This is a genomic window from Mycobacterium sp. E2699 (genome assembly GCF_001666745.1).
Taxonomy (GTDB): Bacteria; Actinomycetota; Actinomycetes; order Mycobacteriales; family Mycobacteriaceae; genus Mycobacterium.
On record NZ_LZJH01000084.1, the window covers coordinates 19,741 to 35,933 of the forward strand.

15 protein-coding genes are annotated in these 16,193 nt (G+C 67.5%); 9 read left to right on the forward strand and 6 right to left on the reverse strand.

The annotated features are described in order from the left end of the window. The 5 genes from A5696_RS14310 to A5696_RS14330 all read left to right on the forward strand — a co-directional run bounded on the left by A5696_RS14310 (window position 1) and on the right by A5696_RS14330 (window position 5,629). A complete protein-coding gene (locus A5696_RS14310) occupies window positions 1-951 on the forward strand; it encodes an SDR family NAD(P)-dependent oxidoreductase (protein WP_156738392.1) in 951 nt (316 codons plus the stop codon). Further along, a complete protein-coding gene (locus tag A5696_RS14315) occupies window positions 948-1,751 on the forward strand; it encodes an acetoacetate decarboxylase family protein (protein ID WP_067879782.1) in 804 nt (267 codons plus the stop codon). Before A5696_RS14310 ends, A5696_RS14315 begins: the two co-directional genes overlap by 4 nt. 4 nt (window positions 1,752-1,755) lie before the next feature. Next, window positions 1,756-2,970, forward strand: coding sequence for an amidohydrolase family protein (locus A5696_RS14320; RefSeq protein WP_067879785.1), 1,215 nt, complete (start codon window positions 1,756-1,758; stop codon window positions 2,968-2,970). 5 nt (window positions 2,971-2,975) lie between these two features. Continuing rightward, complete coding sequence (locus A5696_RS14325; RefSeq protein WP_197516979.1) at window positions 2,976-4,265, forward strand: amidohydrolase family protein; 1,290 nt, start codon at window positions 2,976-2,978, stop codon at window positions 4,263-4,265. Window positions 4,266-4,342: 77 nt separating this feature from the next. After that, a complete protein-coding gene (locus A5696_RS14330) occupies window positions 4,343-5,629 on the forward strand; it encodes an MFS transporter (RefSeq protein WP_067879791.1) in 1,287 nt (428 codons plus the stop codon). A gap of 1 nt (window position 5,630) precedes the next feature. Here the strand turns inward: A5696_RS14330 and A5696_RS28015 are convergent, their stop codons facing one another. Further along, window positions 5,631-5,789, reverse strand: coding sequence for a hypothetical protein (locus A5696_RS28015; protein WP_197516980.1), 159 nt, complete (start codon window positions 5,787-5,789; stop codon window positions 5,631-5,633). 29 nt (window positions 5,790-5,818) lie between these two features. On the opposite strand from A5696_RS28015, the gene A5696_RS14335 reads away from it, so the two are divergent. Then, complete coding sequence (locus A5696_RS14335; RefSeq protein ID WP_067879795.1) at window positions 5,819-6,556, forward strand: SDR family NAD(P)-dependent oxidoreductase; 738 nt, start codon at window positions 5,819-5,821, stop codon at window positions 6,554-6,556. Between the two features lie 219 nt (window positions 6,557-6,775). Then, complete coding sequence (locus A5696_RS27680; RefSeq protein ID WP_156738393.1) at window positions 6,776-6,928, forward strand: long chain fatty acid-CoA synthetase Faa4p; 153 nt, start codon at window positions 6,776-6,778, stop codon at window positions 6,926-6,928. A gap of 8 nt (window positions 6,929-6,936) precedes the next feature. Here the strand turns inward: A5696_RS27680 and A5696_RS14340 are convergent, their stop codons facing one another. The 4 genes from A5696_RS14340 to A5696_RS14355 all read right to left on the reverse strand — a co-directional run bounded on the left by A5696_RS14340 (window position 6,937) and on the right by A5696_RS14355 (window position 11,079). Continuing rightward, window positions 6,937-9,762, reverse strand: coding sequence for an RND family transporter (locus A5696_RS14340; RefSeq protein ID WP_067879798.1), 2,826 nt, complete (start codon window positions 9,760-9,762; stop codon window positions 6,937-6,939). Further along, window positions 9,759-10,157, reverse strand: a complete 399-nt coding sequence (locus A5696_RS14345) for an MmpS family transport accessory protein (protein WP_067879801.1) — start codon at window positions 10,155-10,157, stop codon at window positions 9,759-9,761. The genes A5696_RS14340 and A5696_RS14345 overlap by 4 nt, the downstream gene beginning before the upstream one ends. A gap of 198 nt (window positions 10,158-10,355) precedes the next feature. Further along, window positions 10,356-10,781, reverse strand: a complete 426-nt coding sequence (locus A5696_RS14350) for a hypothetical protein (protein WP_067879804.1) — start codon at window positions 10,779-10,781, stop codon at window positions 10,356-10,358. Window positions 10,782-10,794: 13 nt separating this feature from the next. Then, window positions 10,795-11,079: a hypothetical protein gene (locus A5696_RS14355; protein ID WP_067879807.1), complete on the reverse strand. Its 285-nt coding sequence runs from the start codon at window positions 11,077-11,079 to the stop codon at window positions 10,795-10,797. Window positions 11,080-11,201: 122 nt separating this feature from the next. Here A5696_RS14355 and A5696_RS14360 point away from each other — a divergent pair, with 122 nt between their 5' ends. Continuing rightward, the gene (locus A5696_RS14360) at window positions 11,202-12,698 is read left to right on the forward strand and encodes a PE-PPE domain-containing protein (RefSeq protein WP_067879981.1); all 1,497 of its coding nucleotides are present in this window, start codon (window positions 11,202-11,204) and stop codon (window positions 12,696-12,698) included. Beyond that, window positions 12,698-13,501 carry an SDR family oxidoreductase gene (locus tag A5696_RS14365; RefSeq protein ID WP_067879810.1) on the forward strand — a complete coding sequence of 268 codons (804 nt, stop codon included), beginning with the start codon at window positions 12,698-12,700 and terminating at the stop codon, window positions 13,499-13,501. Before A5696_RS14360 ends, A5696_RS14365 begins: the two co-directional genes overlap by 1 nt. Before the next feature lie 71 nt (window positions 13,502-13,572). Here A5696_RS14365 and A5696_RS14370 read toward each other — a convergent pair whose 3' ends face one another. After that, window positions 13,573-16,008, reverse strand: a complete 2,436-nt coding sequence (locus tag A5696_RS14370) for a glycogen/starch/alpha-glucan phosphorylase (RefSeq protein ID WP_067879985.1) — start codon at window positions 16,006-16,008, stop codon at window positions 13,573-13,575. Between the last annotated feature and the right edge of the window lie 185 nt (window positions 16,009-16,193).

The following is a 16,193-nucleotide window of genomic DNA, read 5'->3' on the forward strand; positions in this document are numbered from 1 at the left end:
ATGGCCACGGTGATTGCCAGGAAGACGGACCTTGAGGGCAAGGTGGCGGTCGTGACCGGGGGAGCCGGCGGCATCGGCCAAGCCTTGGGCAGGCGCTTCGGCCGCGAAGGCATGAAGGTGGTGCTTGCCGACGTCCTCGCCGAACCGCTGGAGGAGGCGACCCGGGCACTCGCGGACGAGGGCATCGACGTGGCGGGGGTACGCACCGACGTCACCGACTATTCCTCGGTCTCCTCGCTCGCCAAGGAAGCGCTCGACCGCTTCGGCGCGGTGCACGTGCTGTGCAACAACGCCGGCACCGGCGGGGTGTCCGAGGGATACATGTGGGAACACGACCTGGCCGACTGGTGCTGGGGCATCGACGTCAACGTGCTCGGTGTCATCCACGGCATCAAGGCTTTCGTGCCCATCCTGCTCGAGCAGGGCGAGGGACACGTCGTCAACACCTGCTCGGGCAACGGCGGGTTCGCGCCCATCGCGCGGGGGGCCATGGGCGGGCCGGCCACGGCGGTCTATCCGATGACCAAGGCCGCGGTGCTGTGCCTGACCGAAAGCCTGTACACCCACCTGGAGATGACCGGGACGGGGGTGCGGGCGCACGTCCTTTTCCCCGGCGGCTTCCTGAACACCGGGATCTGGGAGTCGTGGCGGCACCGCCCGGAGCGCTACGCCGCGACGCAGGAACGCCGCACACCGGAGGCGACACTGGAAAAGGTGGTGGCCCGTTTCGAGGCCGCCGGCGCGCGCGTCGAGTTCACCCCGCTCGAGACGGTCGCCGACCTGGTCGTGGACGGAATCCGGGCGGACCGGTTCTGGATGATGGGGCCACCCACGCCGGCCGATCAAGTCGTGAGCAAGAAGGCTGCGTCGATCCTCGGCCGCGGCGAGCCCGACTACCTGGTCGACGTCCTCGGCCGGCATGCCGAGAAAACCGAAGGAGGAACACGTTGAGCACCAACGAAATTCGCTACGGTCCTCGCGCGCCCGAGGCGCAGGTCGACCACGAGATCGACGCTACCAAGGCGCCCATCGCCACCGAGGCGATCACCGTCACCTACCTCACCGATCCGCAGATCGTCGCGGCCGTGCTGCCCAAGCCGCTGGAGCCGGCGGCCGAACCACTGGTACGCGTTCAGCTTCAGCGCGTCCGGATAGAAGGCAGGCCGCCGTTCGGGTCGGCGGTGTTCTCGGTGACCGCGCGGCACGGCGACCTCGCGGGCGACTATCCGCTCTTCATGCCCCAGTCGACCGAACAGTCGGTCACGGGCGGGCGCGAAACATTCGGCGAGCCAAAGAAACTGGCCCACATCGAGGTCGAGCGGGAAGGCGATCGCGTCACCGCCACCGTCGACCGGCTGGGCTATCCGCTCATCAAGGTGAACGGCCGGATCACAGGCCCGGCGGAGCTGCCGCCCGACCAGGTGAACACCGAGTTCTACTTCAAGTTCCTGCGTGCCCCCGACGGCAGCGGCATCACCGACCCCCACCTGGTCTACGGCGAATACCACCGGCACTACGAAGTGCTGGAAAACATCGACGGCACCGTCGAATTGGGGGAGTCACCGCTGGACCCGGTGGCCGACATCGTGATCCGCGAAATCAGGTCGATGACCTGGTGTCGCCGCCGCACCATCCAGGTGGGGCGGATCGCGCAGCGGGTGCCGCAGGAGTGGCTGCTGCCGTATGTGCACCAGCGTTACGACGATGTGGCGTTGCTCGCCGCCCCCAGGCCCGAGCCGGCGCGGGCCTAGCGCCATGGACCGGTACACGGTCATTTCGGCCGACTGCCACGCCGGAGCTGACCTGCTCGACTACCGCGAGTACCTCGATCGGCAGTACCGGGACGAATTCGACTGCTGGGCAAGGGCATACGTCAACCCGTTCGGAGACCTGACGGAGGCCGACGCCGAGCGCAACTGGAACAGCGACCGGCGCAACGCGGACCTGGATGCCGAAGGGGTCGCGGGCGAAGTCATCTTCCCCAACACCGTGCCACCGTTCTTCCCTCAGGCGAGCCTGGCCGCCCCCCAACCGGTGGACGCCCGCGAGCTCGAGCTGCGCTGGGCCGGCCTGCGCGCGCACAATCGCTGGCTGGCCGACTTCTGCTCTTCGTCGCCCGAGCGGCGCGCCGGGGTGGGCCAGATCCTGCTGGGGGACCTGGACGAAGCCGTCGCCGAGGTACCGCAGATCGCCAAGTTGGGCCTGCGCGGCGGTGTGCTGCTGCCCGGGATTCCCCCGGGCGCCGGCATCCCCCAGCTCTACGCCGAGCACTGGGAGCCGCTGTGGGCGGCGTGCGACGACGCCGGCGTGGTGGTCAACCACCACGGCGGCAACGCCGGACCCAACCCGACGGACGGGTGGGGCAGCTCGTTCGCGGTGTGGGTGTACGAGACACACTGGTTCGCGCACCGGGCGCTGTGGCACCTGATCTTCAGCGGCGCGCTGGATCGCCATCCGGACCTCACCGTGGTGTTCACCGAGCAGGGCTCCGGGTGGATACCGGCCACTCTCGACTCGCTCGACGTGGCGGCGGCCCGTTACGGGCGGGCGAATTCCGCGATCGCCCGCTTCGCCGGGCCCACCGCCGGCTCGCTCAGCCTCAAGCCCAGTGAGTACTGGACCCGCCAGTGTTACGTCGGTGCCAGCTTCATGCGACCCGTCGAATGCGCCGAACGCCACCGGATCGGCGTCGAGAAGATCATGTGGGGCAGCGACTACCCACACCTGGAGGGCACCGCGCCCTACACCCGGGAGGCGTTGCGCCACACCTTCAGCGGCGTCCCGGCCGACGAGGTGGCGGCCATTGTCGGGGGGAACGCGGCGGCGGTGTACGGCTTCGACCTCGAGGCCCTCGCGCCCCTGGTCAGCCGAATCGGCCCGACCGTCGCCGAGGTTGCCGAGCCACTGGCCGTCGTGCCGGCCGACGCGAGCAGCACCGTCTTCGAGCCCGACCCCATCCGTGCCTGGTAAGCGCCATGGGACCTGAAAGGAGCACAGTGGACCCGTATCTCATCATCTCGGCGGACTGCCACGCCGAGCTGCCGACCGAGCGGTACCGCGAATACGTCGACCCGGAATACCGGGACGACTTCGAGGTCTACCTGGCCGAGAAGACCGCCGCGGCCCAGGCGGGCGGATTCATCGACGAGGAGTTCGCCGAACAATGGTTCGCCGAGCATGGCGACGGCATCGCCGGCGGATGGGATGTGGGCCTGCGGGACAAGGAGTTGGACGGTGACGGTGTCGTCGGCGAGGTCATCTTCCCCGACGCGGACGCCGTGACGGGGGTGGCCGGGGCCCCGTTCGGCGCCGGCCTGGGCCAGTCCGGCGACCTCGACCCGGGGCGTGCCATGGCCGGGGCGCGGGCCCACAACCGATGGCTGGCCGAGCTGTGCAGCCACAGCCCCGAGCGACGGGCCGGGGTCGCGGTCGTGCCGATACTGGCGGACGTCGACGCGGCGGTCGCCGAGATCACCCGAGCGGCGGAATCCGGACTGCGGGGCGGGATCCTGATCCCGGCGCGCTGGGTCGGCTACCCGCCCTACCACGACCGTCGCTACGACAAGGTCTGGGCCGTCTGCCAGGACCTGCAGATGCCGGTGCACACCCACTCCGGTCCCGCCCCGCAGGAGGAGTACGGCGGGCACCTGGGCATCTATGTCACCGAGGTGCGCTGGTGGGGCGCCCGGCCCCTGTGGTTCGCGTTGTGGTCCGGTGTGTTCGAGCGCTTCCCCCGGCTGCGCTGGGGGGTCACCGAGTGCGGCGCGTTCTGGGCCAACGACCTGCTGTGGCTGATGGACACGCGGTACCTGCGTGAGCACTCGGCCAAGAAGATGAGCCATCAGATGGAGGGCGACCTGACGATGCCGCCCTCGGCGTACTTCGACCGGAACTGCTTCATCGGGGCCACCACCACCGAGCGCAGGGAGCTGGCCCGGCGCTACGAGATCGGCGTGTCGAACATGCTGTGGGGCAACGACTTTCCCCACCCTGAGGGGACTTGGCCGCACACCCGCGACTGGCTGCACCGCTCCTTCTGGGACATCCCGGTGGAGGAGACGCGACAAATGCTGGGCCTGGCCGCGGCCGAGGTGTACAACTTCGACCTGGATGCCCTCGCCCCGCTGGCCGCGCGCATCGGCCCGACCCCGGAGGACCTGGGCCAGGACGATGCGGTGAGCATCCCCAAGTGGGAGGCGGCCCGCCGGACCGGGCGCCACTGGCTGACGGACGCGGAACCCCTTCCCGACCTGGTGGAGAACTGAGTAGGGCAAAAATTCCGTTCCGATCAAGCGGATCCTGATCCTTCCGCGCCGGGAGCCCGTCCGCATACGTTTCCGGGATGACTTCCAGCGTGGGCAGCGTCCCCACCCGGATACCCCGGGCCACCCCCGCAACGTTCAAGCAGGCCCTCTTCGTCGCGGTGACGGCCGGGCTGGGCTATGGCTTCGATTCCTATGCGGTCAACATCTACGGCCTGGTGCTGCCGGACATCAAACGAACGCTGCACATCACCGACGCCGAGGCCGGATACATCGGCTCGATCTTCCTCTTGGGCTACACCATCGGCACCATCGGGTTCGGGTACGCGGCGGACAGGTGGGGGCGTAAGGCCACGCTCGGGGCGTCGATCCTGCTCTACGGCATCACCACCTCGGTGGCCGGACTCACGACGAACATCGCCGCCTTCACCGGACTCCGTTTCCTCACCGGTGTGGGCGGTGCCGGTGAGCTCGCGGTCGGGGCGCCGTACACGGCCGAGGTGTGGCCCGCCAAGACCCGTGCCCTCGGTGTGGGCGGCGTGATCTTCTCGCTGTTCTCCCTGGGCTATGTGCTGGCCGCGGCCGTCGCCCTCGCCCTGGTGCCGCACTTCGGCTGGCAATCGGCGTTCATCGTGGCGATCGTCCCGGCCGTCGTCCTGTTCCTGGTCCGGCGAGGCATCACCGAATCGCACCGCTACACCGACGTGCAGACGAAGATCGTGCGCGGGGTCGCCAAGCCGCGGCTGTGGAAACTGCCCGGGGTGCGGCGACGGCTCGTCGCCGGCTGGCTCATCTACACCGCCAACGCGGTCGGCTACTGGGGCGTGACAGTCTTTTTGACGACCTACATCGTGAAGAGGTTCCACGCATCCCCGATCGACGCGATCCGGTACGCACTGCTGTTCTTCTTGCTGCAGGTGGTTTTCGTGTACCTGGGCACCGCGCTCGCCGATTGGGTGGGCCGGCGTCCCTCGGCGATCCTTGCCGCGGTCATCGAGTTCCTCTCGACGATTCTGGCGGCCACCTCTCACTCGTTGGACCGATACCTGGTCTTCGGGGCGATCGCCATCGCCACCCTCGGCTGGCTGTGGGGCGTCGGTGACACCTATGTCTCCGAGCTCTTCCCAACGGTCTTGCGCGGCACCGGTTTCGGAATCGCGGTCGGCGGTGGCCGCATCGTCTCCATCGCGGCCCCGGCCGTGGTCGGGTGGGGCATCACGCATTACGGGCTGCAGACGCCGTACCTGGCGCTCGCCGGCCTGTGGGTGCTGACGCTGGGCGGCTACCTGCTCGGACCCGAGACGAAAGGCAAAGAACTCGAAGACCTGGCCGACGAGGCGCTCACGGAAGACCTGGTGCGCACATAGGCTAGCGGTGGTGCGGGGGTCGCTCGTCGCGGAGCCGCCGCTCGTCGTCCGCCGCGCGTGCCTGCTCCTCGTCGCCGAACCTTTCCAAGTCCTCGGGCGCGAGTTGCTCCCGCGACGGTTTTGGCGCGGGGCGCTGGGGAGGTGGGGGTTCGTTGGACATCAGCTGATTGTCTCGTAGCCTTGCGCGGTATGTCACCACTACAGGGCAAGGTCATCCTGGTCACCGGGGCGTCGTCGGGCCTGGGCGCGGAGACGGCGCGGCTGCTATCCCGGCGGGGCGCAACGGTTTTCGGCATCGGACGGGATGTCGGGCGCCTGGCCGAGGTGTTCGCCGACATCAAGGGCTCGTACGCATCGGTGGACGTTGCTTCGGCGCAGGCCTGCCGGGACGCGGTGCGGCAGTGCGTCCAACAGTTCGGCGGGCTCGACGTCCTGATCAACGTCGCCGGAAAGCACCAGATGCGCCGCACGGAGTCGATGACCGACGACGACTGGGCCCAAGACCTCGCGGTCAACCTGAACGGGCCGTTCTACCTGTGCCGGGCCGCGCTGCCCCATCTGCTGGAGCGCGGCGGCAACATCGTCAACGTCAGCTCCATCGCGGGCGTCGAGGGCCAGGCCTACTCGGCCGGGTACTGCGCCGGCAAGCACGGGCTGATCGGCCTCACCCGTGCCCTTGCGGTGGAGTACACCGCGGATCGGCTGCGGGTCAACGCGGTGTGCCCGGGCGGCATGCTGACACCGCAGATCGAACAGTTCAGCGCGCCGGAGAACCCGAACTACGACCTGATCATGCGGACGGCCTCGCCGCGCGGCATGATGCAGCCCCTCGACGTGGCGAATGTCATCGCGTTCCTTGCCAGCGACGACGCCGCCGCCGTCCACGGCGCCGTCTACCGCGTCGACAACGGCAAGGGCGCCGGCTAGCGCGGGATCAGTCGGCCGATTAGGTTTTGGGCGCGAATCGGATTACTCTTGCGCGCGGCCCGTTTCTGACCCAGGAAAGCAGACATGCCCATTCAGCCCAGTCTGCGGCACCCAAACGCATTGCGCCGCAGCCGTACGCGACGCGCGGCCCCGCGGGTGAACTGCCCCACGGTCGGTCAGTGCTTTGACATCGAAGTCGCGCGAGATGCCGGCGGGTGGATGATCCGGATTCCCGAGATTGGTGGCCTCGTCCGCGTGGGCCGCCGGGCCGAGGTGGACGTGGCGGCGCGGCGGTGCATCGCCAACCGCACCGGCATCCCGATCGGTTATGTCTCGGTGTTCGTCGCCCGCGAGACCGCCCGCACCACTTGATCGACGCCCTAACCCTGCGGTAGCGGGCGGGAACGCACCAGCGTCGGCCACCAGAACCAGGGGCCGAGGATCCTGATGATGCACGGCACCACGAACGAACGCACGATCAGCGTGTCGAGCAACAGGCCGATGCACACGGTCGAACCCACCTGACCGATCGTGCGCAGATCGCTGGTGAGCATCGCCAGCATGGTGAACGCGAACACCAGACCGGCCGACGTCACCACGCCGCCCGTGCTCCCCAGCGCGCGGATGAGGCCGGTGTGGATCCCCGCGTGCAGTTCCTCTCTGACGCGGATGATCAACAGCAGGTTGTAGTCCGAACCCACCGCCACCAGGATGATGAACGTCAGCGGCAATATCAGCCAGTGCAGGGGCAGGCCGATGAGGTGCTGCCAGACGAGTATGGAGAGCCCGAACGCTCCGGCATACGAGAAAGCCACGGTACCGGGGATGACCAAGGCGGCCATCAGGCTCCGGGTCAGGAACAACATGATCAAGAAGATCAGCACGAAGGCGGCGATCGCCACGATGAGCAGGTCGGACGCGGCGTATTCCTTGATGTCCTTGTTGGTCGAGCCCGAGCCGCCGATGTAGACACGCGCGCCCGCCAGCGAGGTCTCCTTGAGCGCCACGGTGATCGCGGTCGGGAACTGTTCGACGTGCTGCACGCCTTCCGGCCCGTTGGCGTCCCCCTCGTGCGTGACGATGATGCGGGCGGCCTTGCCGTCCGGCGACATCAGCAGCTGCATGCCCGTCTTGACGTCGTCGTTCTCGAAACCTTCATGGGGGATGTAGAAGAAGTCGTCGCTGCGCGACTGGTCGAAGTCCAGCCCCACGTTGACCTGGTCGTCGAAGGTCTGGGCGGTCTGCGTGGACTGCAGCGCGGACTGACCGTAGCTGCTGACCAACAGGCCGGCCAGCGACTCCGAGTCGTCGGCGGTGAGTTTCAGTTGCGTGATCACCTGCGGCAGGATCTTGTCTATTGCCTCGAGGGACGTTTTGGCGTCGGTGATGTCGTCGGCCAGCTTGTCGATGTTGTCGAGCGCATCGAACAGCGACCTGAAGGTCCAGCAAATGGGAATGTCGAAACAGTGCCTCTCCCAATAGAAATAGCTCTTGATCGGCCGGAAGAAATCGTCGACGTTTGAGATTTCCTGGTTCATCTCGGCGGTGATCCTCTGCAGGTCCTCCACGGTGAGAACCGTCTTGTGCAGCTCATCCGACATGTTCTGGAAATAGACGATCTCTTGCCGCAGGACCTCGACGGAGTGCGTGGTGATCTGCGCCTGCTGGCTCGTATTCGAGTTCTGCTGCTTGTTGAACGGGAGCTGCTGACCGCTGCCGCTGCCCTGCGTGGTGAACAAGTAGGGGATGGTGGCGTGTTCCAGGGGCCGGCCCAGGGGGCGGGTGATGCTCTGCACCATCGCGACGCCGGGAAGGCGGATGAGGGCCTTGGCCACCCGGTCCAACGAGATGAAGTCGGCCGAGTTGCGCATGTCGTGATCCGTCTCGATCATCAGCATCTCGGAGAACAGCTTGCTCTTCGGGAAGTGCCGGTCCGCCGCCGCGAAACCCAGGTTGGCGGGGGCATTGTGCGGCTGGTATTGGCGGTCGTCGTAGTTCTGCTTGTACGTCGGCACGAAGACCGCCCCGAACACGACGGCACCGGCGCTGGCCACCAGGATCGGCACCGGCCACCGCACCACGCTCGTGCCGATCCGCCGATACAGAGTCGCCTTGGCCTTGCTTTTCGGGTCGAAGAGCCCGAACAGGCTGCCCACGGTCAGGAAAGCCGGGCCGAGCGTCAGCGCCGCCGCGATGGTGAACAGCATGGAGATGGCGACGGCCGGCCCCATGGTGTGGAAGTAGTTGAGTCGCGCGAAGGTCAGGCAGTAGCACGCGCCCGCGATCGTCAGCCCCGAGCCGAGGATGACCGGCGTGACACTCTTGTAGGCGGTGTAGAACGCCTCCTCCCTGGTCTCGCCGGCCTGCCGTGCCTCGTGATAGCGGCCCATCAGGAAGATGCCGTAGTCGGTCCCCGCTCCCAGGGTCAGCGCGACGACGATGTTCACCGCGAACGACGAGAGCTCGATGTATCCGAAATGCCCGAGGAACGAGATGACCCCCTTGGCGACCAGCATCTCGAACAGCACCCCCGCCAACGGCACAAAGAGGGTGACGATCGAGCGGTACACCAGCAGCAACATCCCGATGATGAGGAAGATCGTCACGATCGTGATGTCGTTCAGGCTCGAATTCGCGATGGCCACCGTGTCCGACGCGAGCGGGGCCGCGCCGCTGACATAGACCTTGAGCCCGGGCGGCGGCGTGTCCTTCGCGACGATGTCCCGAACGGCGGCGACGGACTCGTTCGCCTGCATCTGGCCGATATCGCCCGCAAGGCGCAGCAGCACATACGAGCATTTGCCGTCGAGGCTTTGCGCCCCTGCCGCGGTGATCGGCTTGCCCCACAGGTCCATCACGTACTGCACATGCCTGGGGTCCTGCTTGAGCCGGCGGACCAAGTCGTCGTAGTAGTGGTGGTCCGCGTCGCCCAACGGCCGGTCGGCTTCGAACACGAGCATCGCCAGGCTGGTCGAATCGGACTCGTGGAACTTCGCGCCGATGGACAGCAGGGCCCGCTGCGACGGCGCGTAGTGGGGAACCACCGGCCCCGCGAGTTCCTCTGCGACCCGCTCCACCTGTGGCATGAAGGTGTTCGTCGACACGGCGAGAAGGGCCCAGAAGGCGATGATCGGTATCGCGAAGATCCGAACCATTCTGGGGACGAAGGGCCGCCTCGGCCGTTGCTCCGCCAAATGCTCGCTCATGCGGATTTGACCAGACAGAAGACGTGCGCATCCTGGTGGTCATCGGAGTGCTCGTCGCGGACGACGCCATTCACCAGCAGTCGGCAGCCGACTTGACCGCCGCGAACCTGCGCCGAGATGCTGCCCGACACCACGGTGAGTGTGGTCGCCTCCGTGTGCGACCACGGCAAAGTCGTGAGATTGACCTGATGCGGATGCCCGTCGACGTCCACCCAGACGAGCATCCCGCCTTCCCCGATCGAGCCGGTCAACTCGTACGTGAGGCGCTTGAGGTTGAACTCCGGCGGTGCCGCCGGGCCGTTGACGGTGACCACGGGCGGCGGAGCCGAGAACTGGTGCACCTTCCACATGCCGACCGCGCCGGCGGCGATCGCGACGACGGCCACCAGGGGCATCCAGACCCGCGCCAGGACGGTCCTGCCGACTGAACGAGGGCTCACTCGGTCACCTTCTCCCCCCGCTCCCGGCTCCCGGCCCACGCGGATAGTAGACGGTCATGTACCCAATGGACATCGTGCAAAGAGTATCGGTACCGGGGCCGGAAAGCGACCGGGGGGGTTGCGGCATGCCCGCGGCCGGGGGATTCGGCCGCGTCAGGCCATCTTCCGCAGTCGCCGCTTCAAGCGTGCGCTGCGCAGAATCTGGGTCGTGAAATTGAGGGAGGCCAACATGGGGAACACCCCGAGAAACGTCCGCTCGGAGGGCGTCGCGCCGTGCAGGTGGTAAAGGCTGCCGAACACATAAAAGCAGCCCACCGAGAACAGCGCGGCGGGGATGCAGAACGTCATCGGGGAGCTGCGGACGGCCGTGATCTGCTTCGCATAGTCCAACTCCTCGCGCGATATCGGTTGGCCCTTGCGCACTTTGGCCAGCACCGTCTTGGCGGCCCCGATTTGCTCGCTTACCGGAGTGGTCGCTCGATCGCCCAGCCGCCGGACGTACACGCCGGCAATGGCGGCGAACACCAGCGCCAACGCGAGCGCAAGCACGGTCAGGAAGCCAAACAAAGCCGTACTCATATTCCCGTCCTCCTTACCGCCAGCCCGCCGGCAGGTCGGTGATGTGATTGGGACAGTAGTCGTGTGCCCCCTCGGACATGAGATTGCGCGCTTCCTCGGCCGACACCTTGGCGCGCAACACCATGAAAGCGTATTCGGCTGGTAGGTAACCCGATTCGGGGCCCGCCGGATCGTCCATCAGCCGGCACGCTTCCTTCTCCTGGCTGCTGTCGGCTCGCGCCATGCCCAAGCCGATCCCCGAGCCGAACAGTGCGGCCAGACCGACGAGCCCGCCGGCGGCGATTTTCGTGATCCCCACTGGTGTTCACCTTCACTCGCGCACCTTGCCGGCCCAGTGTAAGGCCCCGCGTTCGCCGCGCGACGGCACGAGCTTCGCCAAACGGGTCGCGGCCCCCCGCGTCATTGCCGAGAATGGTCCCGATGGCGCTGATCCAGGTTGTTCCTGAGGCGCTGGCGTCGGCCGCGGAGGACGTCGGCAACATCGGCGCGATGCTCGACCGGGCCAACGCCTACGCGGCGTTGCCGGCGAGCGGCATCGTGCCCGCCGGGGCCGACGAGGTCAGCGCGGCGATCACGCCGCTGTTCAACGACCAGGCGGGGATCTACCGGGAGCTTGCCACCCAGGTCACCGCGTTCCAGCGGCAATTCGCGCGACTGCTGAGCGCGGCGTGGATCGCCTATGCCGGGACCGAACAGGCCGCGCAGCAGGCGCTGCGCGACGCGGTCGGCGAGTTGGAATCACCCCTGATCTCGTTCGCCGCGCAGGCCGAAAACCCCGCTCCGACCAGCATCCCGCCGCTGATCGTGCCGCACAACGGGTCGGTGGCGCTGATCGTCGGCGGCACCACGTTCCCGCTGCCGGACGCCAAGTACGTCGGCAACATCATGGCCAACTTCCTGAACAACCCGGCGCTGTCGCCGCTCACCGGGGCGCTCGGGCAGTCGATCTACACGCCGGAGCAGTTCTGGCCGCTCACACCGCAACTCGGCAACCTGACGCTGGGCCAGTCGGTGGCCCGGGGCGTGCAGCTGCTCGACACCGCCATCAACACCGAACTCGCGGCGGGCAACAACGTGGTCGTGTACGGCACCTCGCAGAGTTCGCTCGTGGCCACCGACGAGATCCGCAACCTGATGGCCATGGCCAATCCGCCCGACCCGAGCCGGCTTTCGTTCTTTTTGACCGGTGACCCCGGCAACCCCAATGGTGGGTTCTTCGAACGCTTTCCCGGGCTGTACATCCCGCTGTTCGACGTCCTGATGAACGGCGCGACGCCCCCCGATTCGCCGTACCCCACCGTGATCTTCACCAACCAGTACGACATGGTGACCAACCTGCCCCGGTACGTGCTCAACCCGGTCAGCGACCTGAACGCGTTCATGGGGTTCGCGCTCTACCACGGCACCCACGACTACGTCGACCCGACACCAGGACAGATCGGGGGCGCGATCCAACTGCCGACCTCGCCCGGTTACACCGGTTCCACCCGCTATTACGAGTTGTTGACCCAGAACCTGCCGCTCGTCTCGCCGCTGCGGCTGTACGTGCCGGCGCCCTACGGCAACGCCCTGGCCGACCTGCTGCAGCCGGATCTGCGGGTGATCGTCGACATGGGCTACGGATCGGGGGAGTACGCCAACATCCCCACCCCGGCCAGCCTGTTCGAACTGCCGGACCCGTTCACCATCGTCCCGGACCTCGCGCACGGCGCGGTGCAGGGACCACAGGCGGCCCTGGTCGATCTCGGGTTCCTGCCGCAGTCGATGATGCCGACGGGCTATCCGTTCAATCCGGCGCTCGATCCCGGCCTGAACTTCCCGCTGCCGCAATCGCCGGTCACCGGGGTCTCGCTGCTGAGCGGGTTCGAGGGCCACCTGATGCGCGCGCTGGGCCTGGTCTCGAGCTGGGACAGCTGATGGCCCGCCCCAGCCCCTTCCGGGCCGACCTGCTGCACGGGAGGGTCGCCCTGGTCACCGGCGGCGCCACCGGTCTCGGCCTGGAGACCGCCCGCGTGCTGGGCGGCCACGGCGCCCGCGTCGCCATCTGCAGCCGCAAGGAAGCCAACCTGCAATCCGCGGTGACGGAGTTGCAGGGTGCCGGGATCGAGGCGATCTACGGCGTGTGCGATGTCCGCCGTTACGAGGAGGTCATGACGGTCGTCGCGGACGTGGTGCAAACGTTCGGTCGCCTCGACATCGTCGTCAACAATGCCGCCGGAAACTTCCCCGCGCCGATCAGCGACCTGAGCCCGAACGGGTTCAAAGCGGTGGTCGACATCGACCTGCTGGGGACCTTCAACGTGTCGAAGGCGGCCTACGAGCTATGGCTGCACGAGCACGGCGGCGCCGTGATCAACATCAGCGCGGCGACCCAATATCGCGGCATGGCCCTGCAGGCGCACGTGGTGTCGGCCAAGGCCGGCATCGACGCGCTGACCCGCAGCTGCGCCATCGAATGGGGGCCCGCCGGGGTGCGCGTAAATATCGTTGCGCCGGGCGCGATGTCGGGCACCGAGGGCGTGCGGCGCATCGCCGGCGATGACCAGCACCGCACGATTCAGAACCCGCTGCGGCGCCGCGGTTCGACCACGGAGGTCGCCGAAGCCGTGCTGTTCCTCGCCAGCGACGCGGCCTCGTACGTCACCGGCGCCACGCTCGTCGTCGACGGCGGTGGTTGGCTGACCGCCAGCGGCGTGCCGGACCTGCCGGGCTACCGCTGACCGGCCATGCTGCCGTCGCGCCGAACGTGCACGTGGTGCGAAAAATCGCTCGACCGAGGCGCCCCACGGCCTCACATCTTGACGGTCAGCGGCCACACGTTCCAGATCTCGTCGCAGTACTCGGCGATGGCGCGATCCGACGAGAACTTGCCGCTGCGTGCGGTGTTCAGGATGGACATCTTCGTCCACGACTCCGTGTCCTGCCAGGCCGAGCTCACCTGCTCCTGGCACTTGACGTAGGACGCATAGTCGGCACAGACCAGGAACGGGTCGTCGTAGCGCAGGTTGTCCACCAGCGGCTTGAACACCTCGGTGTCGCCGTGCGAAAAGGTCCCGCCCGCAATGAGATCCAGCACCGCGCGCAGCTCGTCGTCGCCGTCTATGTAGTCCGCCGGGCGGTACCCGCCCGCCTTGACCGCCTCGACCTCCTGCTCCGTCAGCCCGAACAGGAAGAAGTTCTCCGGCCCGACCTCCTCGCGCATCTCGACGTTGGCCCCGTCGAGCGTGCCGATGGTCAGCGCGCCGTTGATCATGAACTTCATGTTGCCGGTCCCCGACGCCTCCTTGCCCGCGGTGGAGATCTGCTCGGACAGGTCGGCCGCCGGATAGATCATGTGCGCGTTCTGCACGTTGAAGTTCGGCACGAACGCCACCTTCATGAAGCGATTGACGTCCGGGTCGGCGTTGACGGTCTCGCCGACCGCGTTGATCAGCTTGATGATCCGCTTGGCCATGAAGTAGCCCGGCGCGGCCTTGCCGCCGAAGATGAACGCCCGCTGAGGAATCGACAACCCCGGGTTCTGCTTGATCCGGTGGTACAGCGCCACCATGTGCAGGACGTTGAGGTGCTGGCGCTTGTACTCGTGGATGCGCTTGACCTGGACGTCGAACATCCAGTCCGGGTTGAGCTCGACGCCCGCCACCGAGCGGATGTACTTGGCCAGCCGCGCCTTGTTGGTGCGCTTGATGTCGCGCCACTCCCGGCGGAAGGCCGCGTCCTCGACGAACGGCTCCAGTCCGCGCAGGCGGCCCAGGTCGGTCAGCCAGCCGTCGCCGACGGTCCGGTCCAGCAGCTCCCGCAGCCCGGGGTTGGCCAGCGCAAGGAAGCGGCGCGGCGTCACGCCGTTGGTCTTGTTGCTGAACCGTTCCGGCCACATCTCGTAAAAGTCTTTCAGCACACTGGTTTTCAGCAGCTCCGAGTGCAGCGCGGCGACGCCGTTGATGGCGTGGCTGCCGACGGTGGCCAGATGTGCCATCCGGACGTTCTTGCCGCCGTTCTCGCCGATCAGCGACATCCGGCGGACCCGGTCCTCGTCGCCGGGGAACCGGGCGCGCACCTCGTCGAGGAATCGCCGGTTGATCTCATAGATGAGCTCGAGGTGGCGGGGTAGCGACTCGGCGAACAACTCCAGCGGCCAGGTCTCCAGCGCCTCGGGCAGCAGCGTGTGGTTGGTGTAGCCGAACGTCGCGACCGTGATCTCCCAGGCCTCGTCCCAGTCCAGGTGGCGCTCGTCGATCAGCAACCGCATCAGCTCGGCGACCCCGATCGAGGGATGAGTGTCGTTGAGCTGCAAGGCGAATCGCTGGGGGAGCTCGCGCACGCCGGCGTCGGCGAGGTCGTCCATGATGTGCAGCACGTGCTGCAGCGAGCAGGACACGAAGAAGTACTGCTGCAGCAGGCGCAGCTGCTTGCCCGCCTCGGGCTCGTCGTTGGGGTACAGCACCTTCGTGACCGTCTCCGACATCACCTCGTCCTCGACCGCCCCGTAGTAGTCGCCGGTGTTGAAGGCCTCCAGCGCGAACGACTTCACGGCCCGCGCACTCCACAGCGTCAGCACGTTGCACGTGTTGACGCCGTAGCCCTGGATGGGCGTGTCGTAGGCGACGCCCTTCAGCAGCCGGCCCGGCACCCACCGGACGCGGTCATGGCCGTCGTCGTCGGTGTAGTGCGCTGCGTAGCCGCCCCACTTGACCAGGTAGGTGACGTCCGGTTTGGCGATCTCCCAGGGGTTTCCGTGGTCGAGCCAGTTGTCGGTCTGCTCGACCTGCCAGCCGTCGCGGATCTCCTGGTCGAAGATGCCGAACTCGTAGCGGATCCCGTAACCGATCGCCGGCCGCTCCAGGGTGGCCAGCGAGTCCAGGTAGCACGCGGCGAGCCGGCCGAGGCCGCCGTTGCCCAGGCCGGGTTCCTCCTCGCAGGCCAGGACCGTGTCGAGGTTCTGGCCCATCGCCGACAGCGCCTCCCGCGCCGCGCGCTCCATGTTCAGGTTCAGCAGGTTGTTGCCCAGCTGCGGGCCCATCAGGAACTCGGCCGACAGGTAGCAGGTCACCTTGCGGCCGAGGTCCAGTGAGGTCTGCGTCGACGCCACCCGGCGGTCCTGCATGCGGTCGCGCACGGCCAGGGCGAGCGCCCGGTAGTAGTGCTCGGGCCGTCGCGCGGCGGCCGGACGGCCGATCGAGTAGCGCAGGTGGTCGTTGATCGCCCGTTGCAGCGCGGCCGCGCTCATCCCGGTGCGGGAGTGCTCGACGAGGTCGGCCCGGGTGGGGCTGGGGGAGCTTCCGTCGGGGGGTGTCTGATCGAGATCGGTCATCGTGAGTCCTACTCCCTTGGGCATGCCGGCGGCGCGCAGGTGAGTCAGTGTGGCAGCGGTGTTTGCACACCAGGCGCGCAATGGGCATCCGCCACGTGAAC

What these genes read in the sequence shown, in the direction of transcription:
- A5696_RS14345 (WP_067879801.1), bottom strand. Translation starts at nt 10,157, where the DNA reads ATGCCCCTGGTGGCCGTCGTCGCGATCGCCGCCGGCGCGGTCGGCATG.
- A5696_RS14350 (WP_067879804.1), bottom strand. Translation starts at nt 10,781, where the DNA reads ATGAGTACGGCTTTGTTTGGCTTCCTGACCGTGCTTGCGCTCGCGTTG.
- A5696_RS14360 (WP_067879981.1), top strand. Translation starts at nt 11,202, where the DNA reads ATGGCGCTGATCCAGGTTGTTCCTGAGGCGCTGGCGTCGGCCGCGGAG.
- A5696_RS14340 (WP_067879798.1), bottom strand. Translation starts at nt 9,762, where the DNA reads ATGAGCGAGCATTTGGCGGAGCAACGGCCGAGGCGGCCCTTCGTCCCC.
- A5696_RS14365 (WP_067879810.1), top strand. Translation starts at nt 12,698, where the DNA reads ATGGCCCGCCCCAGCCCCTTCCGGGCCGACCTGCTGCACGGGAGGGTC.
- A5696_RS28015 (WP_197516980.1), bottom strand. Translation starts at nt 5,789, where the DNA reads ATGTCCAACGAACCCCCACCTCCCCAGCGCCCCGCGCCAAAACCGTCG.
- A5696_RS14320 (WP_067879785.1), top strand. Translation starts at nt 1,756, where the DNA reads ATGGACCGGTACACGGTCATTTCGGCCGACTGCCACGCCGGAGCTGAC.
- A5696_RS14335 (WP_067879795.1), top strand. Translation starts at nt 5,819, where the DNA reads ATGTCACCACTACAGGGCAAGGTCATCCTGGTCACCGGGGCGTCGTCG.
- A5696_RS14310 (WP_156738392.1), top strand. Translation starts at nt 1, where the DNA reads ATGGCCACGGTGATTGCCAGGAAGACGGACCTTGAGGGCAAGGTGGCG.
- A5696_RS14325 (WP_197516979.1), top strand. Translation starts at nt 2,976, where the DNA reads ATGGGACCTGAAAGGAGCACAGTGGACCCGTATCTCATCATCTCGGCG.
- A5696_RS27680 (WP_156738393.1), top strand. Translation starts at nt 6,776, where the DNA reads ATGATCCGGATTCCCGAGATTGGTGGCCTCGTCCGCGTGGGCCGCCGG.
- A5696_RS14370 (WP_067879985.1), bottom strand. Translation starts at nt 16,008, where the DNA reads ATGAGCGCGGCCGCGCTGCAACGGGCGATCAACGACCACCTGCGCTAC.
- A5696_RS14330 (WP_067879791.1), top strand. Translation starts at nt 4,343, where the DNA reads ATGACTTCCAGCGTGGGCAGCGTCCCCACCCGGATACCCCGGGCCACC.